Raw genomic sequence first — 26030 nt, forward strand, 5'->3', positions numbered from 1 at the left:
GGGCGCGACTAGCCTTGGACACCGTGGCTGATCCCGCGACCTACCGCCCCGCTCCCGGGTCCATCCCGGTCGAGCCGGGCGTGTACCGGTTCAGCGATCAGCATGGGCGGGTGATCTACGTCGGCAAGGCCAAGAGCCTGCGCAGCCGGCTGAACTCGTACTTCGCCGACATCTCCGGCCTGCATCCGCGCACCCGTCAGATGGTGACTACCGCTGCCAAAGTCGAGTGGACGGTGGTCAACACCGAGGTCGAGGCGCTGCAGCTGGAATACAACTGGATCAAGGAATTCGATCCCCGGTTCAACGTCCGGTATCGCGACGACAAGTCCTATCCGGTGCTCGCGGTGACCCTCAACGAGGAGTATCCACGGCTGATGGTGTATCGCGGTCCGCGTCGCAAAGGCGTCCGCTACTTCGGGCCCTACTCGCACGCCTGGGCCATCCGCGAAACCCTCGACCTGCTGACCCGGGTGTTCCCGGCTCGTACCTGTTCAGCGGGAGTCTTCAAGCGGCACAATCAAATTGACCGACCGTGCCTGTTGGGTTACATCGACAAGTGCTCGGCACCGTGCGTCGGTCGCGTCAGCGCCGAGCAGCATCGACAGATCGTGACGGACTTCTGCGACTTCCTGTCCGGCAAGACCGACAAGTTCGCCCGCGGACTGGAACAGCAGATGCTCACCGCGGCGGACGATCTGGACTTCGAACGCGCCGCGCGGCTGCGCGACGACCTGGGCGCGCTCAAACGCGCGCTGGAGAAGCAGGCGGTGGTGCTCGGCGACGGCACCGACGCCGACGTCGTTGCGTTCGCCGACGACGACCTCGAAGCCGCTGTCCAGGTGTTCCACGTCCGGGGTGGGCGTGTTCGCGGACAGCGTGGCTGGATCGTCGAAAAGCCTGGTGATCCGGGCGATTCCGGTGAGGCGCAACTGGTCGAGCAATTCCTGACCCAGTTCTACGGCGACCAGGCCGCGCTCGGCGGAGCCGCGGACGAATCCGTCAACCCGGTGCCGCGCGAGGTGCTCGTGCCATGTCTGCCACCGAACGCCGATGAGTTGGCGGTCTGGCTGACCGGCCTGCGTGGTTCGCGGGTAGCGCTGCGGGTGCCTCGCCGCGGTGACAAGAAGGACCTGGCCGACACCGTGCAGCGCAACGCCAAAGATGCGCTGCAGCAGCACAAGCTGAAACGGGCCGGCGACTTCACCGCGAGATCAGCTGCGCTGCAAAACATTCAGGAGTCATTGGGGCTGGCCGACGCGCCGCTGCGGATCGAGTGCGTCGACATCAGCCACGTGCAGGGCACCGACGTGGTCGGCTCGCTGGTGGTGTTCGAGGACGGGTTGCCGCGCAAATCCGATTACCGCCACTTCGGCATCCGGGAGGCGGCCGGCGACGGTCGCTCCGACGACGTGGCGTCGATCGCCGAAGTGACCCGGCGTCGCTTCATTCGACACGTCCAGGACCAGGAGGATCCGAAAGTCCTGTCGCCCGAGGGCAAATCACGCCGCTTCGCCTATCCACCGAATTTGTATGTGGTCGACGGTGGGGCGCCGCAGGTGAACGCCGCCAGCGCGGTCCTCGAGGAGCTCGGTGTCAACGATGTCGCGGTGATCGGCCTGGCCAAGCGCCTCGAAGAGGTGTGGGTGCCCTCAGAGCCGGACCCGATCATCCTGCCGCGCAACAGCGAGGGCCTGTTCCTCCTGCAGCGGGTGCGTGACGAGGCGCACCGGTTCGCCATCAACTACCACCGCAGCAAGCGGTCCAAGCGGATGACGGCGTCCGCGCTCGACTCGGTTCCCGGGCTGGGCGAACACCGCCGCAAGGCACTGGTTGCCCATTTCGGCTCACTGGCTCGGCTCAGGGAGGCTACGGTCGACGAGATCACTTCCGTTCCGGGCATCGGGGTTGCCACGGCGACGGCCGTGCTCGACGCGCTGCGTGGCGATGGATCCAATCCAGGAACGGACGCGGCGGCGCAGGAACCGGTCGCGGAGCGGGCATCGGGATGATAGGCGAGGGGATGGACGGGCCCAATCAGGCGCAGTCGCTCGAGAATGCCGAGAATCACGGCGCGACAAGCGAATCCGGAATCGACGTGGTTCTGGTCACCGGGCTGTCGGGGGCCGGCCGCGGCACCGCCGCCAAGGTGCTCGAGGACCTCGGCTGGTATGTCGCCGACAATCTGCCACCGCAGTTGATCACCCGGATGGTCGACCTCGGGCTGGACGCCGGGTCCCGGATCACCCAGCTGGCCATCGTGATGGACGTCCGGTCCCGCGGGTTCACCGGCGACCTGGACTGGGTGCGCAACGACCTGGCCACCCGCAACATCACTCCGCGGGTGTTGTTCATGGAGGCCTCCGACGACATGTTGGTGCGCCGTTATGAGCAGAACCGACGTAGTCATCCGCTGCAGGGTGAGCAGACGCTGGCGGAAGGCATTGCGGCCGAACGGGAAATGCTCGCTCCGGTCCGCGCGACCGCCGACCTGGTCATCGACACCTCGACACTGGCGGTGCGCGAGCTACGGGAGAGCATCGAGCGGGCCTTCGGCGGCGAGACCGTCGCGCAGACCGCCGTCACCGTCGAGTCGTTCGGCTTCAAATACGGTCTGCCAATGGACGCCGACACCGTGATGGATGTTCGCTTCCTGCCCAATCCGCACTGGGTCGACGAGTTGCGCCCACTCACCGGTCAGCATCCCGAGGTCCGAGACTACGTCCTTGGCCAGACCGGCGCGGCAGAGTTTCTCGAGACATACCATCGGTTGCTGTCCCTGATTGTCGACGGCTACCGCAGGGAGGGGAAGCGCTACATGACTGTGGCGATCGGTTGCACGGGCGGTAAACACCGCAGCGTCGCGATCGCCGAGGCGTTGGCGCGTCTGCTCGAACCCGACGAACAGCTGACGGTGCGGGTGCTGCACCGGGATCTGGGTCGCGAATGAGCCGCCGGATCGTCGCTCTGGGCGGTGGGCACGGCCTCTATGCCACGTTGTCGGCCGCCCGGCGGCTGACCCCGCACGTGACGGCGATCGTCACCGTTGCCGACGACGGCGGTTCCTCCGGTCGGTTGCGCAGCGAACTCGACGTGGTACCACCCGGCGATCTGCGAATGGCGTTGGCGGCCTTGGCTTCTGACAGCCCGCAGGGGCGCCTGTGGGCGACGATCATGCAGCACAGGTTCGGTGGCAGCGGCGCGTTGTCCGGGCATCCGATCGGCAACCTGCTGCTGGCCGGTCTCAGCGAGGTGCTGGCCGATCCGGTGGCCGCCCTCGACGAGGTCGGTCGGATTCTGGGCGTACGGGGCCGGGTGCTGCCGATGTGCCCGATCGCCCTGCAGATCGAGGCCGACGTCTCCGGATTGGAGAGCGATCCCAGGATGTTCCGGGCGATCCGCGGGCAGGTGGCGATCGCGACCACACCGGGCAAGGTACGTCGGGTGCGACTGCTGCCCGGGGATCCGCCGGCCACCCGCCAGGCTGTCGACGCGATCATGTCCGCCGACCTGGTGGTGCTGGGTCCGGGATCGTGGTTCACCAGCGTGATCCCGCACGTGCTGGTGCCCGGACTGGCCGCGGCTCTGCAGGCGACCTCGGCCCGTCGCGCGCTGGTGCTCAACCTGGTGGCCGAACCGGGGGAGACGGCCGGGTTCTCGGTCGAACGCCACCTGCACGTACTTGCCCAGCACGCACCGGGTTTCACCGTTCACGACGTGATCATCGACGCCGAGCGGGTGCCGAGCGAACGGGAGCGAGATCAGATCCGGCGGACGGCAACTTTGCTCAATGCGCAGGTTCAATTCGCTGACGTGTCCCGGCCTGGTACACCTTTACATGACCCGGGCAGATTGGCCGCGGCGCTGGAGGGAGTGGGCGTGCGCGACTCCGGTCGGCCGCCGCCATCCGCGACGTCGACCGACGCAGTGGCGATCGAGCAAGAACGTCAGCGGACCGGCACAGATGGACCGGGTCGCAACGGACCGAGGGGTGACGACGCGTGGCGATGACGGCCGAAGTCAAAGACGAGTTGAGCCGCCTGGTGGTGACCGCTGTGAGCGCGCGGCGCGCCGAGGTGACGTCCTTGCTGCGGTTCGCCGGCGGGCTGCACATCGTGGCGGGGCGGGTGGTCGTCGAAGCCGAGGTCGATCTGGGGAGCATCGCGCGTCGGCTCCGCAAGGACATCTTCGACCTGTACGGCTACAGCGCGGTCGTACATGTGTTGTCGGCCAGCGGAATTCGCAAGACCACGCGCTACGTGCTGCGGGTCGCGAATGACGGCGAGGCCTTGGCGCGCCAGACCGGACTGCTCGATCTACGAGGCCGGCCGGTGCGGGGGCTGCCGGCTCAGGTGGTCGGCGGCAGCATCGGTGACGCCGAGGCCGCCTGGCGTGGCGCGTTCCTGGCGCACGGTTCACTGACCGAGCCCGGTCGCTCGTCGGCGCTGGAGGTCAGTTGCCCCGGCCCGGAGGCGGCGTTGGCACTGGTGGGCGCCGCCCGACGGCTCGGCATCAGCGCCAAGGCGCGGGAGGTGCGCGGCGCCGACCGGGTGGTCGTGCGTGACGGCGAGGCCATCGGGGCGCTGCTCACCCGGATGGGCGCCCAGGACACCCGGCTGGTGTGGGAGGAGCGGCGGATGCGCCGCGAGGTTCGCGCGACGGCGAACCGGCTGGCCAACTTCGACGACGCCAACCTGCGGCGATCGGCGCGTGCGGCGGTGGCCGCCGCCGCCCGGGTCGAGCGCGCGCTGGAGATTCTCGGCGACACCGTCCCGGACCACCTGTCCGCGGCGGGCAGGCTGCGCGTCGAGCACCGACAGGCGTCGCTGGAGGAGCTGGGCCGGCTGGCCGACCCGCCGATGACCAAAGACGCTGTGGCAGGCCGTATTCGGCGGCTGTTGTCGATGGCGGACCGCAAGGCGAAGGTCGACGGCATTCCCGACACCGAGTCCGCGGTGACGCCCGACCTGCTGGAAGACGCCTAACTCGCGTCGACTGTGCAGGTCATGCACGCGATCGCGGGGCAACTCCGCTCATAAGCCGCACATTCGGCGCTCACAGGATCCCAGGCTGCCCAGATTGGCCGCGGCACTCGACTATCCCGCTAGATTGTTCTCGCCAACGGTGGCAAGACCTGAAACGAGGCCCGATGGGATTCATCAGCCCGGATCTTCCCGACGTCGACCCCGAGACCTGGCAGGACCGGTCCGCGGCGGACCGGATGCAGGTGGTGACCCGGCACTGGGTCGAGCACGGTTTCGGCACTCCCTCGGCGATCTACCTGCTGTACGTGGTCAAGATGGCGGCGTACGCGGCGGGCGCCGCGGCGGTGATCGCCCTGACCCCGGGGCTGGGCGGTCTGGCCGACATCGGGACCTGGTGGACGCAGCCGATCGTCTACCAGAAGTTCATCGTCTTCACGTTGCTGTTCGAGGTCCTCGGCCTGGGCTGCGGGTCCGGCCCGCTCACCGCACGCTTCCTGCCGCCGATCGGCGGATTCCTGTATTGGTTGCGGCCCAAGACAATTCGGCTGCCACCGTGGCCCAACGATGTCCCGTTCACGCGCGGCGACTCCCGCACGCTGCTCGACGTGGCGCTCTACCTCGTCGTCCTGGGTTCCGGGGTCTGGGTGCTGCTGGCACCCGGACACGGCGGATCGGTCACCGGCGATGGCGACGTGGGGCTTATCGACCCGCTGCGGGTGCTGCCGACGATCGTCGCGCTCGCGCTGCTGGGCCTGCGTGACAAGACCATCTTTCTGGCCGCCCGCGGGGAGCACTACTGGCTGAAACTGATCATCTTCTTCTTCCCGTTCACCGACCAGATCGCCGCGTTCAAGATCGTCATGCTCGGATTATGGTGGGGTGCAGCGACTTCCAAGCTCAACCACCACTTCCCGTACGTGGTGGCTGCGATGACGAGCAACAACGCTCTGCTGCGCGGCAGGCCGTTCAACTGGTTGAAGCGCAGGCTCTATCGCGACCCGGTGAACGACATTCGCCCGACGTGGATTCCGAAGCTGATGGCCCACGTCGGCGGCACCACCGCCGAGCTCATCGTGCCGGCGGTTCTGGTGTTCGCCGCGGGAAATCACCCGTGGCGCTGGGGATTGATCGCCTTCATGGTGATCTTCCACCTCAACATCATTTCCAACCTCCCGATGGGCGTGCCCCTGGAGTGGAACATCTTCTTCATCTTCTCGCTGTTCTACCTGTTCGGTCACTACAGCGACATCGTGATCTACGACCTGAGTTCACCACTGCTACTGGCGATGTTGCTGGCTGCGTTGCTGGTGATTCCGGTCGTGGGAAACATGTTCCCGCAACAGATTTCCTTCCTGCCGGCGCTGCGGTATTACGCCGGTAACTGGGCGTCGAGCGTTTGGTGCTTCCGCGCCGGCGTGGAGGACAAGATCGAGGCGGGGGTCGTGAAGAGCTCGGCGCTGACCGTGCGGCAGATCGCACGGCTCTACGACGCGAACACCGCGGAGATCATCAGCGACAAGGCCCGCGCCTTCCGCTGCATGCATGTGCACGGTCGGGCGCTCAATGGCCTGCTGCCGCGGGCACTGGAGGACGTGGCGGACTACGCATTGCGCGAGGGCGAGACCGTGGCCGGGCCCCTGATCGGCTGGAACTTCGGTGAAGGCCATCTGCACAACGAGCAGCTGATCGAGGCGGTGCAGCGGCGGTGCGGGCTGGAGGAGGGCGACCTGCGGGTGATCATCCTCGAGGGACAGCCGATCCAGACGAAAAAGCAGTGGTACCGGATCGTCGACGCCAAGACCGGCCTGCTCGAGGAGGGCTACGTCAGTGTCGACGACATGCTGGCCCGCCAGCCCTGGCCAGAGCCCGGCGACGAGCTGCCCGTTCACCCCGTCGCGCACGGATGAGCGTGACCTGAACCACCGAATTAGCTACGCATTGTCGCAGCTACTAGGCTGGCGGCGAGCATCAAGCCAGCATCGAAGGAGAGATACGTGACGGTCCGGGTAGGCATCAACGGTTTCGGTCGCATCGGGCGCAACTTCTACCGGGCCCTGCTGGCGCAGCAGGCCGCCGGAGCCGACACCGACATCGAGGTGGTGGCGGCCAACGACCTGACCGACAACGCGTCGCTGGCGCACCTGCTGAAATTCGACTCGATCCTGGGCCGGCTGCCCTTCGACGTCAGCCTCGAAGGCGAAGACACCATCGTCGTCGGCGACCACAAGATCAAGGCGCTTGAAGTCAAAGAGGGCCCGGCTGCGCTGCCGTGGGGCGACCTCGGCGTCGACGTCGTCGTCGAGTCCACCGGCATCTTCACCAACGCCGCAAAAGCCAAGGGCCACTTGGACGCCGGTGCCAAGAAGGTCATCATCTCGGCGCCCGCCACCGACGAGGACATCACCATCGTGCTGGGCGTCAACGACGACAAGTACGACGGCAGCCAGAACATCATCTCCAACGCGTCCTGCACGACGAACTGCCTCGGCCCGATCGCCAAGGTGCTGAACGACGAGTTCGGCATCGTCAAGGGTCTGATGACCACCATCCACGCCTACACGCAGGACCAGAACCTGCAGGACGGGCCGCATAAGGATCTGCGCCGCGCCCGCGCCGCCGCGCTGAATATCGTGCCGACCTCGACGGGTGCGGCGAAGGCGATCGGCCTGGTGCTGCCCGAGCTCAAGGGCAAGCTGGACGGCTACGCACTGCGGGTACCTATCCCCACCGGCTCGGTCACCGACCTGACCGCGGAGCTGAAGAAGTCGGCCACCGCCGACGAGATCAATGCCGCCATGAAAGCCGCCGCCGACGGTCCGATGAAGGGCATCCTCAAGTACTACGACGCACCGATCGTCTCCAGTGACATCGTCACCGACCCACACAGCTCGATCTTCGACTCCGGCCTGACCAAGGTCATCGACGATCAGGCCAAGGTGGTGTCCTGGTATGACAACGAATGGGGTTACTCCAACCGACTCGTCGACCTGGTCGCGCTGGTCGGCAAGTCGCTGTAGCCGTGACGCGATCTTCGATCCCCAATCTTCCAGACCTTCTCGCGCAGGGAGTTTTGGGACGCGGAGTCCTCGTTCGATCCGATCTGAACGTGCCGCTCAGCGACGGGGCCATCACCGATCCCGGCCGCATCATCGCCTCGGTGCCGACGATCAAGGCGTTGGCTGACGCCGGCGCCAAAGTGATCGTGACCGCGCACCTCGGACGGCCCGACGGCAAGCCGGACCCGGCACTCTCGCTGGCCCCGGTCGCGGCGAAGCTGGGTGAGGAACTGGGCACGACCGTCCAGTTGTCCGACGACGTCGTGGGTGCGGACGCCAAGGCCCGCGCCGGCGGCCTCGCCGACGGCGATGTGCTGCTGCTGCAGAACATCCGGTTCGACCCGCGCGAAACCAGCAAGGACGACGCCGAGCGCCTGGCGTTGGCCAAGGAGCTCGCCGAATTGGTCGGCAGCAATGGAGCTTTCGTCTCCGACGGGTTCGGCGTCGTGCACCGCAAGCAGGCCTCGGTGTACGACGTCGCGACGCTGTTGCCGCACTACGCCGGCACATTGGTCGCCGATGAGGTCGCCGTGCTGGAGCGGCTGACCGGTTCGACGAAGCGGCCGTACGCGGTGATCCTCGGCGGCTCCAAGGTCTCCGACAAGCTCGCGGTGATCGAACAACTCGCGACCAAGGCCGACAGCGTCGTGATCGGCGGCGGCATGTGCTACACGTTCCTTGCGGCGATGGGACTCTCGGTCGGGACGTCGCTGCTGCAGCCCGAGATGATCGACACCTGCAAGCAGCTACTCGACACCTACGCCGACGTCATCCGGTTGCCCGTCGACATCGTGGTGGGCGACAAGTTTTCGGCCGACGCCACCCCGGAAACCGTTGCCGCCGAGGCAATTCCGGAAGGCAAGATGGGCCTCGACATCGGCCCGGGATCGGTCGACCGGTTCACCAAGCTGCTGGCCAACGCCGAGACGATCTTCTGGAACGGCCCGATGGGCGTATTCGAATTCCCGGCGTTCGCCGCCGGTACCAAGGGCCTCGCCGAGGTGATCGCCGCGGCGACCGCCAAGGGCGCGTTCAGTGTGGTCGGCGGCGGCGACTCGGCTGCCGCGGTGCGGGCGCTGGGCCTGCCCGACGACGGCTTCTCGCACATTTCGACCGGTGGCGGAGCGTCGCTGGAATACCTTGAGGGCAAGACGCTGCCCGGTCTCGAAGTGTTGGACAGCTGAGTGGTCTTCGCCGCACATTGACCGACTTCCTTCGCCGTTCTGCATCGAGATCGACGTTTTGGCGGAAAAGTTCGAGAATGGGCCTGCCAAACGCCGATCTCGGCGCGCGGACGGTAAAGCCTGACCACCTGAGCAAAGGACGACGATGAGCCGCAAGCCGCTGATTGCCGGCAACTGGAAGATGAACCTCAACCACTTCGAGGCCATCGCCCTGGTACAGAAGATCGCATTCTCGTTGCCGGACAAGTACTTCGACAAGGTTGACGTCGCGGTCATCCCGCCGTTCACCGATCTGCGCAGCGTGCAGACCCTCGTCGACGGTGACAAGCTGCGACTCACCTATGGCGCGCAAGACATCTCGCAGCACGACTCCGGTGCGTACACCGGCGAGATCAGCGGCGCGTTCCTGCACAAGCTGGGCTGCCACTACGCCGTGGTCGGGCACTCCGAGCGGCGCACCTACCACCACGAGGACGACGCGCTGGTGGCCGCAAAGGCCGCGGCCGCGCTCAAGCACGAGCTGACGCCGATCGTCTGCATCGGCGAGCACCTCGAGGTTCGCGAAGCGGGGGAGCACGTCGCCCACTGCCAGAACCAGTTGCGCGGCTCCCTGGCCGGGCTGTCGGCCGAGCAGATCGGCCAGACGGTCATCGCCTACGAGCCGGTCTGGGCGATCGGTACCGGGCGGGTGGCCAGCGCCGCCGACGCGCAGGAGGTGTGCGCGGCGGTCCGCAAGGAGTTGGCCTCGCTGGCGACGCCGCAGATCGCCGAGTCCATACGGGTGCTCTACGGCGGCTCGGTGAATGCCAAGAACATCGGCGACATTGTCGCCCAGGAAGACGTCGACGGGGCCCTGGTCGGAGGGGCATCGCTGGACGGCGAGCAGTTCGCGACGCTCTCGGCGATCGCCGCCGGGGGACCGCTGCCGTAATCACATTGGGCCGTACGGGTTGCGATCATGGCAACTTCACATTTAGCTTAAAGAAGACTGACAGAAATACAGGTTCTTTAAGTTTCGCGTGAAGCAGCGCCACGTCCTCGGGGGAAGCAACTCATGGCTGGTCGGAACGGCAAGAAGAAGGCTGCGGCGGGACTTGGCCTGATCGGGACGGGCGCGAGCGTCTTCTTTGCCGCAGCAGCGCTGGCCACGGGTTCGGCCGTCACCGCGGCGCCCGCGCGCGCCGACTTCGACGCCCTGATCGACCCGATCATCCAGCCGATCCTGGCGTCCTTCACCGACTCGCTCGCGCTCTTCGACCCGGCCGCCGCCGTCGACCTGACCAACTGGGCCGACACCTTCCTGAGCAGCCTGAACTCGACGTTCGACTCGTTGCTGCCGTCGCTGGATTCCGCCGCGGCGGCCAGCTCGACGGGAGCGCTGCCCACCGTCGATGCGCTCACCGGGGGCACGCTCGGGCTTTCGCTCCTCGAGGGCACCGAACCGGCTGTGAAAGCAACCATCGACGGCGGCACTTCGGTGCCACTACTCGTCGACACCGGGTCCAGCGGGCTGGTGATCCCGTACACCGACCTCGGGTCCAACTACTTCTCGCAGATTGAGGCCCTATTCAGTCTGGGCACGCCCACCGGCATTAGTGAGAGCGGGTACAGCGGCGGGGTCGACTACCTCTATCTGACTTACAGCCATGTGCCGGTCGACTACCTCGGCGCCGACGGTGCAACCGCGCTGAGCACCGACGGGCCCGTGAACGTCGAGATCTATTCGTGGGATCCGTCGAACATCTTCAGCTACTTCAGCAACGACGCGTTCCAGAACTTCCTCAGCGGCAACGAGGTCGACGGCATCCTAGGTATCGGAGAGAACACCGCCGGCCCGACCACCACACCGTTCCTCGATTACGGCGGCGTCTACGTCAACATCCCGGGCGGCGAGCTGGTCGTCGGCGGCGGAAACCCGATCCCTGACGCTTTCTCGACGAGCGGTGACCCGGTCAGCAAGGTTCTGGAGTCGGTCAACGGTGGCACGGCCGTCACGGTTACCAACAACATCGACTCGGGTGGCGTGTTCGGCACGATTCCGTCCAGCCTGGCGACCAACGGCTCCATCGCGCCTGGCACCGAGATCACCGTCACCAATACCGCCGGCCAGGAGCTGTACAGCTACACGGTTGGCACGACCAACGTCAGCGACACCGCCACACCGCACTTCATCAGCAACGCACCGACGGTGATCTCCGGCACCAGCATCGACAGCGGCGTGCTGCCGTTCCTCACCCACGGCGTCTATCTCGACTACGCCGCCGACAAGACGTATTTCGAGCCGCTGACGTAGGCGCCTGACGCAAACTTTTCAGTTTGGTATGAATACGCGTTCTCGCAGAGAAACGCAGAGTTGGCTTAGAGCATCCTGATAGAAACACAGGCTCGTGGCACTCGGCTGCGCAGTCCCGTCCACTCTCAGGGGTCGCTTTCATGGCACGTCGTCTGCGTAGCAAGCTGGTCAGCCTGGGTGCGAGCGCTGGAGCGCTTGCTGCCGCAGCGGCGATAGCCACCGGCTCGGCAGCGCCGGCGAAGGCGGACCTCGACGACCTCTTTGATCCGATCATCTCCTCGTTGACCGATTCGATAGCGGTGTTCGACCCGGCGTTTGCGGTCGACTTCACCAGCTGGGCCGACGAGCTGCTCGACAGCCTGAACGCGTTCGATTTCCTGTGGCCGACCACGGACTCCGCCTTCGCGGCCGCGGCGACCGGAGCTCTGCCCGCAGCCGACGTCACCGCCCTGCCGAATGCGGTGATTCCGATGGAGGTGGTCATCGGCACTGAGCCGGTGGTGTACGCGACCGTCGAAGGTGGAGACGAGGCCGTGCCACTGCTCGTCGACACCGGTTCCGGCGGGTTGGTGATTCCATCGACTCTGTTGGGCGACAACTACTCCGAACAACTCCAGAACCTGTTCGAGCTCGGGTTGCCCTCCGGGATCGGGTCGAGCGGCTACAGCGGCGGCGTGAGCTACATCTACCTGACCTACGACAGCGTGTCCATCGACTACACCAACCTCGCCGGGACCGCCACTGTCTTGGAGACCGACGGCCCCGCCAACATCGAGGTCTACTCCTACGCGCCGGGCAACTTCGCGAGCCTGTTCACCAACGACGCCTTCCAGAACTTCCTCGCGGGCAACAACGTCGACGGCATCCTCGGAGTGGGATACAACGACTACGGCCCGACCGTCACCCCGTTCGCCGACTACGACGGCGTGCTGATCGACATCCCGAACAACCAGCTGGTCATCGGCGACTACGACACGACCGGATGGGTGTCCACCGACGGGGCGCCGATCAGCACGGTCATCGAATCGGCCAACGGCGTCACGCGCACCCTGAGCGTCAACCTGGACTCCGGTGGTGTGTTCGGAACGATCCCGTCGGCCCTGGCGCCGGGCTCTGACCTGGGCGAGCAGCTGCCGGACGGCGTGCTGATTTCGGTCACGAACGCCGAGGGCGAAGAGCTGTACAGCTACACGACGGGCCAAACCGACATCAGCAACGACGGCACGCCCCAGCTTGTCTCCAACGGCCCCTACGTCGTCTCCGGGAACTACATCAACAGCGGCATGATCCCGTTCCTCAACCACCAGGTCTATCTGGACTACAGCGGCAGCATCGGCACGACCTACTTCAGCCCGTACATTCCGTAGCCAGGCGGCCCGGTAAGCTGTCCGCCATGGAATTGGCTCTGCAGATCACCTTGGTGATCACCAGCATCCTGGTGGTGCTGTTGGTGCTGCTGCACCGCGCCAAGGGTGGCGGTCTGTCCACGCTGTTCGGTGGTGGCGTGCAGTCCAGTTTGTCCGGGTCGACGGTGGTGGAGAAGAACCTCGACCGACTGACGTTGTTCGTCGTCGGCATCTGGCTGGTCTCCATCGTCGGTGTCGCGCTGCGGATCAAGTACAACGCCTGACGCCACGAAAGGCGAAGAACGCCAACCACCCCGATACTGGTAGGCATGGCTGAAGCACCCGATTCGCTGGAGCCCTTCGGTGCGGTCCAACGCACCCAGGTAGGTCGCGACGCGACCGAACCGATGCGCGACGACATCCGATTACTCGGCACCATCCTCGGCGACACGGTCCGCGAACAGAACGGCGACGCCGTCTTCGAGCTGGTCGAGCGGGCCCGCATCGCGTCGTTTCGGGTGCGTCGTTCCGAGATCGAGCGCGCCGAGGTGGCGCAGATGTTCGACGGCATCGACATCCGGCAGGCGCTGCCGGTCATCCGGGCGTTCAGCCATTTCGCGCTGCTGGCCAACGTCGCCGAGGACATCCACCGGGAGCGCCGCCGCGCAATCCACGTCGCTGCCGGTGACCCGCCGCAGGACAGCACCCTGGCGGCCACCTACGACAAGCTCGACGCCGCGCACCTCGCCGCCGATGCTGTCGCCGAAGCGTTGACCGGCGCACTGGTCTCGCCCGTGATCACCGCGCATCCGACCGAAACCCGCCGCCGGACGGTGTTCGACACCCAGCACCGCATCACTCAGCTGATGCGCCTGCATGCGCACGGCCAGACCGAGACCGACGACGGCGGCAACATCGACACCGAGTTGCGCCGCCAGGTGTTGATGCTGTGGCAGACCGCGTTGGTGCGGCTGTCCCGGCTACAGATCTCTGACGAGATCGCCGTTGGGTTGCGCTATTACCAGGCAGCGTTTTTCGACGTCGTCCCGAAAGTCAACGCCGGCGTTCGCGACGCGTTGCGCGGTCGCTGGCCGGACGCCGGCCTGCTGCCCAAGCCGATCGTGCGTCCCGGTTCGTGGATCGGGGGAGACCGCGACGGCAACCCCAACGTCACCGCCGAGGTCGTACGGCTGGCCACCGGCAGCGCCGCGTACGCCGCACTGAACCACTACTTCGCCGAGTTGAGCGCGCTGGAACAGGAGCTGTCGATGTCGGCCCGCCTCGTCGCCGTCAGCGACGAACTGGCCGCGCTCGCCGAGAGCTGCGATGAGCCCGCCCGCGGCGACGAGCCGTACCGCCGCGCCCTGCGCGTCATTCATGGCCGGCTCACCGCCACGGCAGGCCAGATCCTGGATCAGGAGCCCGACAACCTGCTCGACCTCGGCCTGACGCCGTACGGGACGCCGGGGGAGATGGCTGCGGACCTCGACACCGTCGACGCGTCACTGCGCGCAAACAACAGCAGGCTGCTCGCCGATGATCGGCTCGCTCGGTTACGAGAAGCGTTGGACGTCTTCGGTTTTCACCTGTCCGGTCTGGACATGCGGCAGAACTCCGACGTCCACGAGGAAGTGGTTGCCGAGCTGCTGGCCTGGGCCGGCGTGCACCCGGACTACGCGTCGCTCGGCGAAGACGAACGAGTCAACATCCTCGCCGAGGAGTTGGGCACCCGACGGCCGCTGATCGGTGACCGCGAGCAGCTGTCGGAGCTGGCCCGCAAGGAGCTCGCGATCGTCTCCGCGGGCGCCCGGGCCGTCGACATCTACGGCCCGGAAGCGGTGCCCAACTACATCATCTCGATGTGCCGATCCGTCTCAGATCTACTCGAGGCGGGTCTCCTGCTGAAGGAATGCGGGCTGCTGGACGCCTCGGAGGACGAGCCGCACTGTCCGGTCGGCATCGTGCCGCTGTTCGAGACGATCGACGACCTCCGCCGCGGCGCGTCGATTCTCGAAGCGGCGCTTGACCTTCCGGTCTATCAGCGCATCGTGCGTACCCGCGGCGGCAGCCAAGAGGTGATGCTCGGTTACTCCGACTCGAATAAGGACGGCGGCTACCTGACCGCCAACTGGGCGCTCTACCGCGCCGAACTCGACCTGGTCGAGTCCGCGCGCAAGACCGGAATTCGGTTGCGGCTCTTCCACGGTCGCGGCGGCACCGTGGGCCGCGGTGGGGGACCGAGTTACGAGGCGATCCTGGCCCAGCCGCCGGGCGCGGTGAACGGCGCGCTGCGGTTGACCGAGCAGGGCGAGGTGATCGCCGCCAAGTATGCCGAACCACTCATGGCCCAACGCAATCTGGAGACCCTGGTGTCGGCGACGCTGGAGTCGACACTGCTCGACGTCGAGGGACTTGGTGACGCCGCCGGCCCGGCCTACGAGATCCTGGACGAGCTCGCCGACCGCGCTCAGCGCGCCTACTCCGAATTGGTCCACGAGACAGACGGTTTCGTGGAGTACTTCCTGCAGTCGACGCCAGTCAGTGAGATCGGTTCGCTCAACGTGGGTAGCCGGCCCACATCGCGCAAGCAGACGTCGTCGATCTCGGACCTGCGTGCCATCCCGTGGGTGATGGCCTGGAGTCAGTCGCGGGTGATGCTGCCGGGCTGGTACGGCACCGGCGCCGCGATCGAGGAGTGGCTGGCCGACGACGAAGGCCGCCTGGACACGCTGCGCGAACTCTACGAGCGCTGGCCGTTCTTCCAGACCGTGCTGTCGAACATGGCGCAGGTGCTCGCCAAGACCGACCTCGGCCTCGCGGCCCGCTATGCCGAACTCGTCGAGGACGAGTCGTTGCGGCGACGGGTGTTCGACAAGATCGCCGCCGAGCATCAGCGAGCCATCAACGCGCACAAGCTGATTACCGGTCAGGACAACCTGCTCGCCGACAACCCGTCGCTGGCCCGATCGGTGTTCAACCGCTTCCCGTATCTGGAACCGCTGAATCACCTGCAGGTCGAGTTGCTGCGCCGGTACCGCTCCGGCGACGACGACGATCTGGTGCAGCGCGGGATCCTGCTGACGATGAACGGTCTGGCCAGCGCATTACGGAACAGCGGTTAGATCACGCGGCAGCACTCAGATGTCGCTGACGCCCGATCTCGACGCCCTACGCCTCGAACTCGCCGCGGCCTGTTTCGACAGTGTCGCGCGGCAATTCGCCCACTTCGCCAAATTCGGCCGCGCGGAAGGCATCTCCGACCACGACGCGGCACAGTTCCGGATCGCTGGTGCCGTGGTGGACTGGGTGGGCGAGGAATATCGCCGGTGCGCCGTCAAGATTCGCGCCACCGAGGAGATACTCGCCGCACCGTTTATGCATCAGCCCGCGGTTCCCAGCGACGTGTCGGCGTTCGAGGCATCGATGAGCCGCCCGCCCCCTCCGCAGCTCCCGGAACAGCCGGAGTGCATCGGCGGGCCGCTGCTCGATACGGCCCGGCAACGCATCGCCGAGGCCCGCGATTCCCTGAAACATGGTGAGAGTCAAACGCTTCGTGCCGCGGCTCAGACGGCGGCGTTGCTGCACACCTGGTGCGGCGGCTAGGTCAGATTTCGCCGTAGCCGATCACGCAGGGCCCGTCGGCCCGCGCCACGCCACCGATTTGGGCCGGGACAGGCTGCGGGTGCGTCGTCCACTCCGGCGTCATGCGATAGCGGCCGAGCAGCCGAGTCATCGTGGCGGTCATGGCCGACAGCGAAAAGGGCTGGGCCGGGCACGAATGCCTACCGTGCCCGAACGCCGTCACCAACATCGGTGAGGGCAGTGACTTTTCGCCGGTCAACCGGTGCCGTGTCCAGCGGTCGGGGTCCCACCGTTCGAGTCCCGGCGCGGCGGAGGTGTTGAGCAGCGGCAGCAGCGTCGCAATCGTCCACCCGGCGGGCACCTCGTAGCGCACGTCCCCGGTGTCGAGGGTGACCGGCGCCAACACCGCGCGCGGCATGATCGACCGCTGCGCGAGCCGAGTCGACTCCAGCGCGCAACGCTGAGCGAGGTCCGCATCGTCGACCACTCGCGGCACATACGACGGATGCTCGAGCAGATCCACCAGCGCCCACCCCAGCGCGGCCGCGAGATTCGACATCGACGCGATGTGGATCAGCGCCACGTCCAGCGCGATGCCGCGAATCCGGTTGTCGTCCGGTTCATCTCGCCACTCGTCGACGATGCGACCGAACAGACCCTCGTCGCCGTGCCGGTGATCGACGGCGTCGGCGACGATCTCGGTCACCTCGTCGAGCGCGGCCCGCTCGGCACGCTTCTGCGACGCGGCGACCGCGGCCATCGCGTCGGGATGTACGAACGCGTCGGAGCCGTCGAGGGTGTCGAAGGCGCGCACCAGACGCTCGAACGCCTCGCCACGGGCCGACCCGGACCCGGCCCACGACGCCAGGCCCATCCGGTGGCCGAGGCGGCGGGTCAACGCGAACACATCCAGGGATCCCGACGGCCCGAGTTCTTCGATCGTGGCGTCGAGCGCGCGTTCGAGGTTGGCCAGATAGCCGGCGACATCGTCGCGACGAAACAGCGTCCCCGGCAGAATCCGGCGGCCGTCGAAGATCTCGTCGGGCAGCTTGCGGCGCAACATCAGGAAGTCGGCGACACCCTTGCTGGCCTTCTCCTCGGGCAGCGCGTAAAACGACTCGACTCCGGTAGGGGAGAACGTGAACAGGTAGTTGTCGTCGCCGCTGCGCACCGCGAAGGTGTCACCGTGCTCGGCGCGGGCGGCGGCGATCGCCGCGACGGCGTCGGTGATCGACACGTCCCACGGCAGACCGGTGCCCTCGGCGTAGGGCGGATCGGGTACCGGGCGCGGCACGGTTTAGCGGCTACCGCGATTGCGAATGGTGTTGAACGCGTTGCGGATTGCGTGCTCGGTCACCGACAGCGGAGACATCACCGTTTCGCCGACACCGACCATGTAGTCGATGCGTTCGACGATCGCCTCCACCGGCGCGACCAGCGTCACCAGTCGCTTCATCAGATCGTCGATCCGGCCCAGGGTGGCCTCGAAGTGGTCCAGTCCGTCGTTCAACCGCGCGATGGCGCTGTTCAGGTTGGTCAGTGAATCGTCGAGATCCGTGATCGTTCCGCCGAGACCGTCGAGGACGTCTTCGAGTTGCTCGACGGTCACGTCGGCGTTCAGCGCCGCCTGAGCCAGGGATCTGATCCGCTGCCGCGCGGGGCGCTCACCGGCGCTCTTGTCTGCCATGGCGCCCATTATGGCTGTCGAAAGGGGAGCTAGGCGGGCAATTCGCTGGCGGCGCCCGCGTCGAGGAACCAAACGGTGTGGTCGCGACCGATGGCACCGGCCGCCGGAATAGCCACCGGGTCGGCACCGCCAACCGCCGCGGCGACCGCCTCGGCCTTCTCCGCGCCCGACACGAGCAGCCAGACCTCGCGCGACCGTTGAATCGCGGGCAGCGTCAACGTGATCCGTTGCGGCGGCGGCTTAGGGGAGTCCGCCACATCGACGACCACCCGGGTCGTCTCGCGGACGGCCGGCGTATCTGGGAACAGCGAGTTGATGTGACCTTCCGGCCCGACGCCCAGCAGATGGACGTCGAAATTCGGCGCGGGGTCACCGGGCTCGGCGTTCGCGGCCAGGATCTGTTCGTAGGCCAGTGCCGCGGCGGCCAGGTCTGTGCCGAACTCGCCGTCGGAGGCCGCCATCGCGTGCACGTTGCGGGCGGGAATGTCGACGTGGTCCAGCAACGCCTCGCGCGCCTGCTTCTCGTTGCGCTCGTCGTCGTTCTCGGTGACGTAACGCTCGTCGCCCCAGAACACATGGACCTTGGCCCAGTCGATCCGCTCGGTCTGCGCGGCGAGGAAGCGCATCAGCTTGGTGCCGTTACCGCCGCCGGTCAGCACCACCAAGGCCTTGCCGCGGGCGGCCACGGCGTCCCGAATGACGCCGACCAGCCGTTCACCCGCGGCCGCGACCAGTCCTTCGCTGTCGTCGAACTTCTCCACGGACGTGCTCATGCGTATTCCACCCGATCGATCCCTTCCAGCGCGGAATAGTAAATGGTGTCGGCGTCGAGGCGCCGAAGGTCTTCGGCGAGACATTCGGGAACATCCCTGCGCTGCAACGGAACCAGGGCGTCGGGCTTGCCGGTGCGGCTCAGGGTCGCGGTGACGCCCTTCTGCGGCCTGCGCAGCACGACGGTCTCACTCGACCGCTCGAGTTCGACCTTGAGCTCACCCTCGACGCGGCGGACCGGACCATCGATGCAGCTGGCCAGCCATCCCGCCAGAATATCAAGTGCCGGTTCGTTTTTGAGCCCGGACACCAGCGCTGAGGTGATCGGTTCGTGCGGTGGCTGATCGATGGCCGAGGCGAGCAGCGCCCGCCAGTAAGTGATACGGCTCCAGGCCAGGTCGGTGTCGCCGGCGGAGTAACCCGAGAGCCTGCTCTTGATCGCCGCGAGCGGGTCGGCCCCGTTGGTGGCGTCGGTGATGCGCCGTACGGCCAACTGCCCCAACGGATCCTGTGCCGGCACATCGGGGGCGTTGCACGGCCACCACGCGACGACGGGGATGTCCGGCAGCAGGAACGGGATGACCACGCTGCCGTGATGTCCCGCTAGTGGACCGGAGAGGCGCAGCACCACCACCTCGCCGGCGCCGCTGTCGCCCCCGACGCGCAGTTGGGCGTCCAGCCGTGCGTCCGAGGCCTCGGCATCACCGTTGGTCACCGCGATGACCCTGCTGGGGTGCTCGTGGCTGGCCGCGTTGGCCGCCTCGATCGATTCTTCGAGCAGCGTTTCGTTGTCGGTGGCGATCACCAATGTCAACACCCGACCGAGGTTGACGGCTCCGGACTCCTCACGCAGCGAGTTCAGCTTCTTGTTGATCTCGTTCGTGCTGGTCTCGGGCAGGTCGACTATCACGGGCGCCGCCATTCACGTCCGGAGCGGCGCAGCATGTCGAATGCCGACGCCGGACCCCAGGTGCCGGCCTCGTAGGAATCGGGCCTGCCGTGCTCGGCCCACTGCTCGAGTGCGGGATCCAGTATTTCCCAAGCCAATTCGACTTCTTCGTTGACCGGAAACAAAGATGGCTCGCCGAGCAGCACGTCGAGGATCAGCCGCTCGTAGGCCTCGGGAGATTCCTCGGTGAATGCCGCGCCGTAGGAGAAGTCCATATTGACGTCGCGCACTTCCATCGCGGTGCCAGGAACCTTGGAACCGAATCGCAACGTGACGCCTTCGTCCGGCTGTACCCGGATGACGATGGCGTTGGCGCTGAGTTCGTCGGTCATGGTCGCATCGAACGGCAGGTGCGGGGGCCGCTTGAACACCAACGCGATCTCGGTCACCCTGCGGCCCAACCGTTTTCCGGTACGAAGGTAGAACGGCACACCGGCCCAACGTCGAGTGTTGACCTCGAGTGTGATCGCGGCGAAGGTCTCGGTGGTCGAGTCCTTGGAAAAGCACTCTTCGTCCAGCAGCCCGACCACGTGCTCGCCGCCCTGCCAGCCTTCCGTGTATTGGCCGCGCGACGTCGTTTCGTCCAGCGGCTCAGCGAGTTTCACTGACGAGAGCACCTTGATCTTCTCGGTCTGCAACTCCGACGGTTGAAAGCTGACCGGCTCTTCCATCGCGGTGAGCGCAAGAAGCTGCATCAGGTGGTTCTGGATCACGTCGCGCGCGGCGCCGATTCCGTCGTAGTAACCACCCCGACCGCCGAGGCCGATGTCTTCGGCCATGGTGATCTGCACGTGGTCGACGTAGTGCGCATTCCAGATCGGATCGAAAAGTTGATTGGCGAACCGCATCGCCATGATGTTCTGGACGGTCTCCTTGCCGAGGTAGTGGTCGATGCGAAACACCGACTCCTCGGGGAACACGCTGTTCACGACCTTGTTCAGCTCGCGCGCGCTGTCCAGGTCGTGACCGAACGGCTTCTCGATGACGACCCGTCGCCAACTGCCCTCGGCCGGCCGGGCCAGCTCGGCCCGTTGCAGCTGTTCGAGCACCGCGGGAAAGCTCTTCGGCGGAATGGCCAGGTAGAAGCCATGATTACCGCCGATCCCGCGCTCGGCATCCAACTTCTCCAACGTCTCCGCCAGCCGGTCGAACGCCTCGTCATCGTCGAATGCGCCCTGCACGAAGCGGCAGCCGTCGGCCAACCGGTCCCAGATCACCTGTCGAAAAGGCGTGCGCGAGTGGGCCTTTACCAGCTGCAGAACCTCATCGCTGAACGCGGCGTCATCCCAGTCACGTCGCCCGAACCCGACCAACGAAAAGGCCGGCGGCAGCAAGCCCCGGTTGGCCAGATCGTAGATTGCGGGGACGACCTTCTTGCGGGCCAAGTCGCCGGTGACGCCGAAAATCACGACGGCGCACGGGCCGGCTATCCGCGGCAAGCGCTTATCGCGCTTGTCCCGCAACGGGTTCTGCCAAGGCTCGGCGCCTGATCGAGCGTCGGCAGGAGTCACTTTCGCCGCTCCTCCGCGGGACCGCCCGCATCGTCGCCGGCGGGGCTCATCGGCGCCGCTCCTCCGCGGGACCGCCCGCATCGTCGCCGGCGCGGCTCATTTGGACTTGTCGTCGAGCTGAGCCTGGGTCGCGTCCATCAATTCGTTCCACGAGGCTTCGAACTTCTCGACGCCCTCGTTCTCCAGCACCAGGAACACGTCGGTCAGATCGATGCCGATGGCGTCGAGATTGTCGAAGACTTCCTGGGCAGCCGACGCCGTGCCCGTGACCGTGTCACCGGTGACGTCGCCGTGATCCGCCACCGCGTCAATCGTCGCCTCCGGCATGGTGTTCACCGTGTTGGGCGCCACCAGTTCGGTCACGTAGAGGGTGTCGGAGTAGTCCGGGTTCTTCACGCCGGTCGACGCCCACAGCGGACGCTGCACTCGCGCGCCGTCGGCCTCCAGCGACGCGAACCGGTCGCCGCCGACGAAGACTTCCTGGTACGCCGCGTAGGCCAGGCGGGCATTGGCGACGCCGGCCTTCCCAAGCAGCGCCTTCGCGTCGTCCGAGCCGATCTTTTCCAGCCGCTTGTCGATTTCGGTGTCAACACGCGAGACGAAAAACGAGGCGACCGAATGGATCTTGGACAGGTCGTGGCCGGCGGCCTTGGCGCCTTCCAGTCCGGCCAGGTAGGCGTCCATCACCGCGCGGTGTCGCTCGACGGAGAAGATCAGTGTGACATTCACCGAGATGCCTTCTGCCAGAGTCGAAGTGATGGCGGGTAGGCCGTCTTCGGTGGCGGGGATCTTGATGAACAGGTTGGGCCGGTCGACGATCTTCCACAATTCGATGGCCTGTTTGGCCGTCTTGTCGGCATCGTGCGCGAATCGCGGGTCGACCTCGATCGACACCCGGCCGTCGACGCCGTCCGAACTCTCCCACTGCGGCCGCAGCACGTCGCAGGCGTCGCGCACGTCGTCGGTGGTGACCGTGCGGATGGTGGCGTCCACGTCGGCGCCCCGTTCGGCGAGGTCGGCGACCTGCGCGTCGTACGCGTCGCCCTCGCTCAGGGCCTTCTGGAAGATCGATGGGTTCGTGGTGACCCCCACGACGCTCTTGGTGTCGATCAGTTCCTGCAAGTTGCCGGACTGCAAGCGCTGGCGGGACAGGTCATCCAGCCAGACCGACACACCCGCGGAACTCAGAGCGGCGAGGTTGGGGTTCTGAGTCATCGGCTTTCCCTTCGATTAGTTGTCGATGGTTCGTTCGGCGGCGTCGACGACGGCTTCGGGGGTGAACCCGAACTCGCGGAACAAAGTCTTCTCATCGGCGGATTCCCCGTAGTGCTCGATCGAAACGATCTCGCCGGTGTCGCCGACCAGCTTGTGCCAGCTCTGCGCGATGCCGGCCTCGACCGCGACCCGGGCCGACACCGACGGTGGCAACACGCTGTTGCGGTATTCGTCGGACTGCGACTCGAACCATTCGACACATGGCATCGACACGACGCGGGCAACAATGTCCTTGTCCGCCAACAACTTCTGCGCCTCGACGGCCAATTGGACCTCGGAGCCGGTGGCGATCAACACCACGTCGGGCTCGTCGCCGCCCGCATCGCCCAGGATGTAGCCGCCCTTGCCCACGCCCTCGAAGCTCGTGCCCTCGAGAATCGGCACCCCCTGGCGGGTGAGGATCAGCCCGACCGGACCGCTGCCGTTGCCGCGGGCCAGCACCGAGCGCCACGCGTAGGCGGTCTCGTTGGCGTCGGCCGGGCGCACCACCGACAGCTTCGGGATAGCCCGCAGCGCGGCCAGATGCTCGATGGGTTGGTGGGTAGGGCCGTCCTCGCCGAGGCCGATCGAGTCGTGCGTCCAGACGTAGATGGTGTCGATATCCATCAGGGCGGCCAGTCGCACCGCCGGGCGCATGTAGTCGGAGAACTGCAGGAACGTCCCGCCGTAGGCGCGGGTCGGGCCGTGCAGCACGATGCCGGACAGAATCGAGCCCATCGCGTGCTCGCGAATCCCGAAGTGCAGCGTGCGGCCGTACCAGTCCGCGGTGTAGTCCTTCGTTGAAATCGACGGCGGGCCAAACGATTTCACGTTGTCCATGGTGGTGTTGTTGCTGCCGGCCAGGTCGGCCGAACCGCCCCACAACTCGGGCAGGTGCGGGCCGACGGCGTTGAGCACCTTCCCGGATGCCGCGCGGGTGGCCAGCGCCTTGTCGCCGGGTTCCCACTGCGGGATGTCGGCGTCCCAGCCGTCGGGCAGTTCCTCGGCGGTCAGCCGGTCGAGCAGCTTCTTGCGTTCGGGCTCGCGCTTGGCCCACGCCTCGAAGTCGGCGTTCCACTTCTCGTGGGCGTCCTTGCCGCGCTGCACCAGCTCACGGGTGTGCGCGATGACCTCGTCGCGTACCTCGAACTTCTTCTCCGGGTCGAACCCAAGCGCCTTTTTGACCGCCGCGACTTCCTCGTCGCCGAGCGCGGAACCGTGCGCCTTCCCGGTGTTCTGCAGCTTCGGTGCCGGGTAGCCGATGATCGTGCGCAGCGAGATGAACGACGGCTTGTCGGTGACGGCCTTGGCCTTGGCGATCGCCTCCTCGATGCCGACCACGTTCTCGCCGCCCTCGACGTGCTGCACGTGCCAGCCGTAGGCCTCGTAGCGCGCGGCGGTGTCCTCGCACAGCGCGATCTGGGTGTCGTCCTCGATTGAAATCTCGTTGTGGTCGTAGAACACGATCAGGTTGCCCAGCTGCTGGACGCCGGCCAGCGACGACGCCTCCGAGGTCACGCCCTCTTCGATGTCGCCGTCCGAGGCGATCACGTAGATGTGATGGTCGAACGGGCTCTCACCCGGCGCGGCGTCCGGGTCGAACAGGCCACGCTCGTAGCGGGCCGCCATCGCGAAGCCAACCGCTGACGCCAGACCCTGGCCGAGCGGGCCGGTGGTGATCTCCACACCCTTGGTGTGCCGGAACTCCGGGTGCCCGGGCGTCTTGGAACCCCAGGTGCGCAGCGACTCGATGTCGGACAACTCGAGCCCGAAGCCGCCCAAATAAAGCTGCAGGTACAGGGTCAGGCTGCTGTGCCCGCACGACAGGATGAAGCGGTCGCGGCCAAGCCAGTACACGTCACTCGGGTCGTGCACCATCGCCCGTTGGAAGAGCGTGTAGGCAAGCGGCGCAAGGCTCATCGCGGTGCCGGGATGGCCGTTGCCCACCTTCTGGACCGCGTCGGCGGCCAGCACCCGAATGGTGTCGACGGACTCCGAGTCGAGCTCGGTCCAGTCGTCGGGGCGATGCGGTTGGGTCAGGGTCGAGATGTCTTCGAGTGTCGTCACTTCAGGGAAGTCCTCGGGTCGGCAGAATGATCGTCGGCGAAAGAATCCTCCGTACCACCCTAGTGCCGGAATGTTCCCGACGCGTTAGTGCGTATTTGAGCCGCCGATTGTTCAAGCGCCGTCAACGGTGCGTTGTGCCCCAAAGCCTGGCGATTGGCTGTCGATAGGCCGTGCGGTGCATGCTGGGCAAGTCGTGCGGTCTACCATCGTGCGTAGTAGAAGCTGCGCGCTGCCGTGATCCGAGGAGTCATTGCGTGAGCATTCGCGAGCGCGTTGCGCCGAGCCGAGTCAGCACCGTTGTGCTGTCGTATCTGGCGCTCACCAAGCCGCGGGTTATCGAGCTGTTGCTGGTCACCGCCATTCCGGCGATGCTGCTGGCCCATCGCGGCGTCGTCAATCCGTTGCTGATCCTGAATACGCTGGTCGGTGGGATGCTCGCCGCCGGCGGCGCGAACACGCTGAACTGCGTGGCCGACGCCGACATCGACAAGATGATGAAGCGGACCGCGCGACGACCGCTCGCGCGCGCGACAGTGCCGACCAGGAACGCGCTGGTCTTCGGGCTCCTGCTGAGCGTGGCGTCGTTCGCCTGGCTGTGGTGGACCACCAACCTGCTGTCCGGCCTGCTCGCGGTGGGCACCATTGCGTTCTACGTCTTCATCTACACGCTGCTGCTCAAACGGCGCACCTCGCAGAACGTGGTGTGGGGCGGTGCCGCCGGCTGCATGCCCGTGATGATCGCGTGGTCGTCCGTCACCGGGACGATCGGCTGGCCGGCGCTGGTGATGTTCGCGATCATCTTCTTCTGGACGCCGCCGCACACTTGGGCGCTGGCGATGCGGTACAAGGAGGACTACCAGGCGGCCGGGGTGCCGATGCTGCCTGCGGTGGCGACCGAACGTCAGGTCACCAAGCAGATCCTGGTCTACACCTGGCTGACCGTGGCCGCGACGCTGGCACTGGCCCTGGCCGCAGGGTGGCTCTATACCGCGGTCGCTGTGGTCGCGGGCGTCTGGTTTTTGGCGATGGCGCATCAGCTCTATGCCGGCGTGCGGCGCGGTGAGCCGGTCAAACCGCTGCGGTTGTTCCTGCAGTCGAACAATTACCTCGCCGTCGTCTTCTGCGCGCTTGCGCTGGATTCGGCACTCGCGCTGCCGACGCTGCTGCACGCCTGAGGCTCCTCGGCAGGTCCTGGACCTGCGAATACCCCATAAGCTCTGCGTCCTGCGGTCGAGCATTCATTCGTCGTACCCCCTACCCGTAGCCCGTCTTGCTCTACGACGCGGTGTCGTATTGACTTTTCGACGTGATCTCGCGGTTATGTGTCGACTTTGTGGCGGGTGTGAGC

21 protein-coding genes are annotated in these 26030 nt (G+C 66.4%); 14 read left to right on the plus strand and 7 right to left on the minus strand.

Annotated features, from left to right (window positions below; translation table 11 throughout):
* Positions 1 to 23: 23 nt before the first annotated feature.
* The 13 genes from uvrC to PT015_RS03900 all read left to right on the plus strand — a co-directional run bounded on the left by uvrC (position 24) and on the right by PT015_RS03900 (position 16464).
* Positions 24 to 2009, plus strand: coding sequence for an excinuclease ABC subunit UvrC (gene uvrC, locus PT015_RS03840; RefSeq protein WP_285188926.1), 1986 nt, complete (start codon positions 24 to 26; stop codon positions 2007 to 2009).
* An 11-nt stretch (positions 2010 to 2020) separates the two neighbouring features.
* Positions 2021 to 2947 carry an RNase adapter RapZ gene (rapZ, locus tag PT015_RS03845; RefSeq protein WP_285188927.1) on the plus strand — a complete coding sequence of 309 codons (927 nt, stop codon included), beginning with the start codon at positions 2021 to 2023 and terminating at the stop codon, positions 2945 to 2947.
* The gene (locus PT015_RS03850) at positions 2944 to 4008 is read left to right on the plus strand and encodes a YvcK family protein (RefSeq protein WP_285188928.1); all 1065 of its coding nucleotides are present in this window, start codon (positions 2944 to 2946) and stop codon (positions 4006 to 4008) included. The genes rapZ and PT015_RS03850 overlap by 4 nt, the downstream gene beginning before the upstream one ends.
* On the plus strand, positions 4005 to 4982 hold the full coding sequence (whiA, locus tag PT015_RS03855; protein WP_285188929.1) for a DNA-binding protein WhiA: 978 nt from the start codon (positions 4005 to 4007) through the stop codon (positions 4980 to 4982). The genes PT015_RS03850 and whiA overlap by 4 nt, the downstream gene beginning before the upstream one ends.
* Before the next feature lie 164 nt (positions 4983 to 5146).
* Positions 5147 to 6889, plus strand: coding sequence for a DUF3556 domain-containing protein (locus tag PT015_RS03860; protein ID WP_285188930.1), 1743 nt, complete (start codon positions 5147 to 5149; stop codon positions 6887 to 6889).
* Positions 6890 to 6976: 87 nt separating this feature from the next.
* Positions 6977 to 7999 (plus strand): type I glyceraldehyde-3-phosphate dehydrogenase, encoded by a 1023-nt coding sequence (gene gap / locus PT015_RS03865; RefSeq protein WP_285188931.1) that lies wholly within the window; start codon positions 6977 to 6979, stop codon positions 7997 to 7999.
* A 2-nt stretch (positions 8000 to 8001) separates the two neighbouring features.
* Positions 8002 to 9222 carry a phosphoglycerate kinase gene (locus PT015_RS03870; RefSeq protein WP_285188932.1) on the plus strand — a complete coding sequence of 407 codons (1221 nt, stop codon included), beginning with the start codon at positions 8002 to 8004 and terminating at the stop codon, positions 9220 to 9222.
* A 145-nt stretch (positions 9223 to 9367) separates the two neighbouring features.
* Complete coding sequence (gene tpiA / locus PT015_RS03875; RefSeq protein WP_285188934.1) at positions 9368 to 10153, plus strand: triose-phosphate isomerase; 786 nt, start codon at positions 9368 to 9370, stop codon at positions 10151 to 10153.
* Between the two features lie 123 nt (positions 10154 to 10276).
* Positions 10277 to 11515 (plus strand): PecA family PE domain-processing aspartic protease, encoded by a 1239-nt coding sequence (locus PT015_RS03880; protein ID WP_285188935.1) that lies wholly within the window; start codon positions 10277 to 10279, stop codon positions 11513 to 11515.
* Between the two features lie 140 nt (positions 11516 to 11655).
* Positions 11656 to 12882 (plus strand): PecA family PE domain-processing aspartic protease, encoded by a 1227-nt coding sequence (locus tag PT015_RS03885; RefSeq protein ID WP_285188936.1) that lies wholly within the window; start codon positions 11656 to 11658, stop codon positions 12880 to 12882.
* Between the two features lie 26 nt (positions 12883 to 12908).
* Positions 12909 to 13145, plus strand: coding sequence for a preprotein translocase subunit SecG (gene secG, locus PT015_RS03890; RefSeq protein WP_285188938.1), 237 nt, complete (start codon positions 12909 to 12911; stop codon positions 13143 to 13145).
* Between the two features lie 45 nt (positions 13146 to 13190).
* Positions 13191 to 15983 carry a phosphoenolpyruvate carboxylase gene (gene ppc / locus PT015_RS03895; protein ID WP_285188939.1) on the plus strand — a complete coding sequence of 931 codons (2793 nt, stop codon included), beginning with the start codon at positions 13191 to 13193 and terminating at the stop codon, positions 15981 to 15983.
* 19 nt (positions 15984 to 16002) lie between these two features.
* Complete coding sequence (locus PT015_RS03900) at positions 16003 to 16464, plus strand: hypothetical protein (protein ID WP_285188940.1); 462 nt, start codon at positions 16003 to 16005, stop codon at positions 16462 to 16464.
* Between the two features lies 1 nt (position 16465).
* On the opposite strand, the gene PT015_RS03905 is transcribed toward PT015_RS03900, so the two are convergent.
* The 7 genes from PT015_RS03905 to tkt form a co-directional block, all read right to left on the minus strand.
* Complete coding sequence (locus tag PT015_RS03905; RefSeq protein WP_285188941.1) at positions 16466 to 17737, minus strand: cytochrome P450; 1272 nt, start codon at positions 17735 to 17737, stop codon at positions 16466 to 16468.
* Positions 17738 to 17740: 3 nt separating this feature from the next.
* Positions 17741 to 18139: an ATPase gene (locus PT015_RS03910; protein ID WP_285188942.1), complete on the minus strand. Its 399-nt coding sequence runs from the start codon at positions 18137 to 18139 to the stop codon at positions 17741 to 17743.
* Between the two features lie 20 nt (positions 18140 to 18159).
* Complete coding sequence (gene pgl, locus PT015_RS03915; RefSeq protein ID WP_285188943.1) at positions 18160 to 18903, minus strand: 6-phosphogluconolactonase; 744 nt, start codon at positions 18901 to 18903, stop codon at positions 18160 to 18162.
* On the minus strand, positions 18900 to 19811 hold the full coding sequence (gene opcA, locus PT015_RS03920; RefSeq protein ID WP_285188945.1) for a glucose-6-phosphate dehydrogenase assembly protein OpcA: 912 nt from the start codon (positions 19809 to 19811) through the stop codon (positions 18900 to 18902). Before opcA ends, pgl begins: the two co-directional genes overlap by 4 nt.
* Entirely contained in the window at positions 19808 to 21361 is a 1554-nt protein-coding gene (gene zwf, locus PT015_RS03925; protein WP_285188947.1) for a glucose-6-phosphate dehydrogenase, read from the minus strand. The genes opcA and zwf overlap by 4 nt, the downstream gene beginning before the upstream one ends.
* 96 nt (positions 21362 to 21457) lie before the next feature.
* Positions 21458 to 22576 carry a transaldolase gene (tal, locus tag PT015_RS03930; protein WP_285188948.1) on the minus strand — a complete coding sequence of 373 codons (1119 nt, stop codon included), beginning with the start codon at positions 22574 to 22576 and terminating at the stop codon, positions 21458 to 21460.
* 15 nt (positions 22577 to 22591) lie between these two features.
* Positions 22592 to 24682, minus strand: a complete 2091-nt coding sequence (gene tkt / locus PT015_RS03935; protein WP_285188950.1) for a transketolase — start codon at positions 24680 to 24682, stop codon at positions 22592 to 22594.
* Positions 24683 to 24936: 254 nt separating this feature from the next.
* On the opposite strand from tkt, the gene PT015_RS03940 reads away from it, so the two are divergent.
* Positions 24937 to 25857: a heme o synthase gene (locus PT015_RS03940; protein WP_285188951.1), complete on the plus strand. Its 921-nt coding sequence runs from the start codon at positions 24937 to 24939 to the stop codon at positions 25855 to 25857.
* The last annotated feature ends 173 nt before the right edge of the window (positions 25858 to 26030 follow it).

The sequence above is a fragment of the Candidatus Mycobacterium wuenschmannii genome (assembly GCF_030252325.1).
GTDB lineage: Bacteria > Actinomycetota > Actinomycetes > Mycobacteriales > Mycobacteriaceae > Mycobacterium > Mycobacterium wuenschmannii.

Bases quoted from the DNA above. Each gene is read 5' to 3' on its own strand.
- rapZ (WP_285188927.1), top strand. From the start codon at position 2,021: ATGGACGGGCCCAATCAGGCGCAGTCGCTCGAGAATGCCGAGAATCAC.
- PT015_RS03850 (WP_285188928.1), top strand. From the start codon at position 2,944: ATGAGCCGCCGGATCGTCGCTCTGGGCGGTGGGCACGGCCTCTATGCC.
- whiA (WP_285188929.1), top strand. From the start codon at position 4,005: ATGACGGCCGAAGTCAAAGACGAGTTGAGCCGCCTGGTGGTGACCGCT.
- PT015_RS03860 (WP_285188930.1), top strand. From the start codon at position 5,147: ATGGGATTCATCAGCCCGGATCTTCCCGACGTCGACCCCGAGACCTGG.
- tpiA (WP_285188934.1), top strand. From the start codon at position 9,368: ATGAGCCGCAAGCCGCTGATTGCCGGCAACTGGAAGATGAACCTCAAC.
- PT015_RS03880 (WP_285188935.1), top strand. From the start codon at position 10,277: ATGGCTGGTCGGAACGGCAAGAAGAAGGCTGCGGCGGGACTTGGCCTG.
- PT015_RS03885 (WP_285188936.1), top strand. From the start codon at position 11,656: ATGGCACGTCGTCTGCGTAGCAAGCTGGTCAGCCTGGGTGCGAGCGCT.
- secG (WP_285188938.1), top strand. From the start codon at position 12,909: ATGGAATTGGCTCTGCAGATCACCTTGGTGATCACCAGCATCCTGGTG.
- ppc (WP_285188939.1), top strand. From the start codon at position 13,191: ATGGCTGAAGCACCCGATTCGCTGGAGCCCTTCGGTGCGGTCCAACGC.
- PT015_RS03900 (WP_285188940.1), top strand. From the start codon at position 16,003: ATGTCGCTGACGCCCGATCTCGACGCCCTACGCCTCGAACTCGCCGCG.
- PT015_RS03910 (WP_285188942.1), bottom strand. From the start codon at position 18,139: ATGGGCGCCATGGCAGACAAGAGCGCCGGTGAGCGCCCCGCGCGGCAG.
- pgl (WP_285188943.1), bottom strand. From the start codon at position 18,903: ATGAGCACGTCCGTGGAGAAGTTCGACGACAGCGAAGGACTGGTCGCG.
- tal (WP_285188948.1), bottom strand. From the start codon at position 22,576: ATGACTCAGAACCCCAACCTCGCCGCTCTGAGTTCCGCGGGTGTGTCG.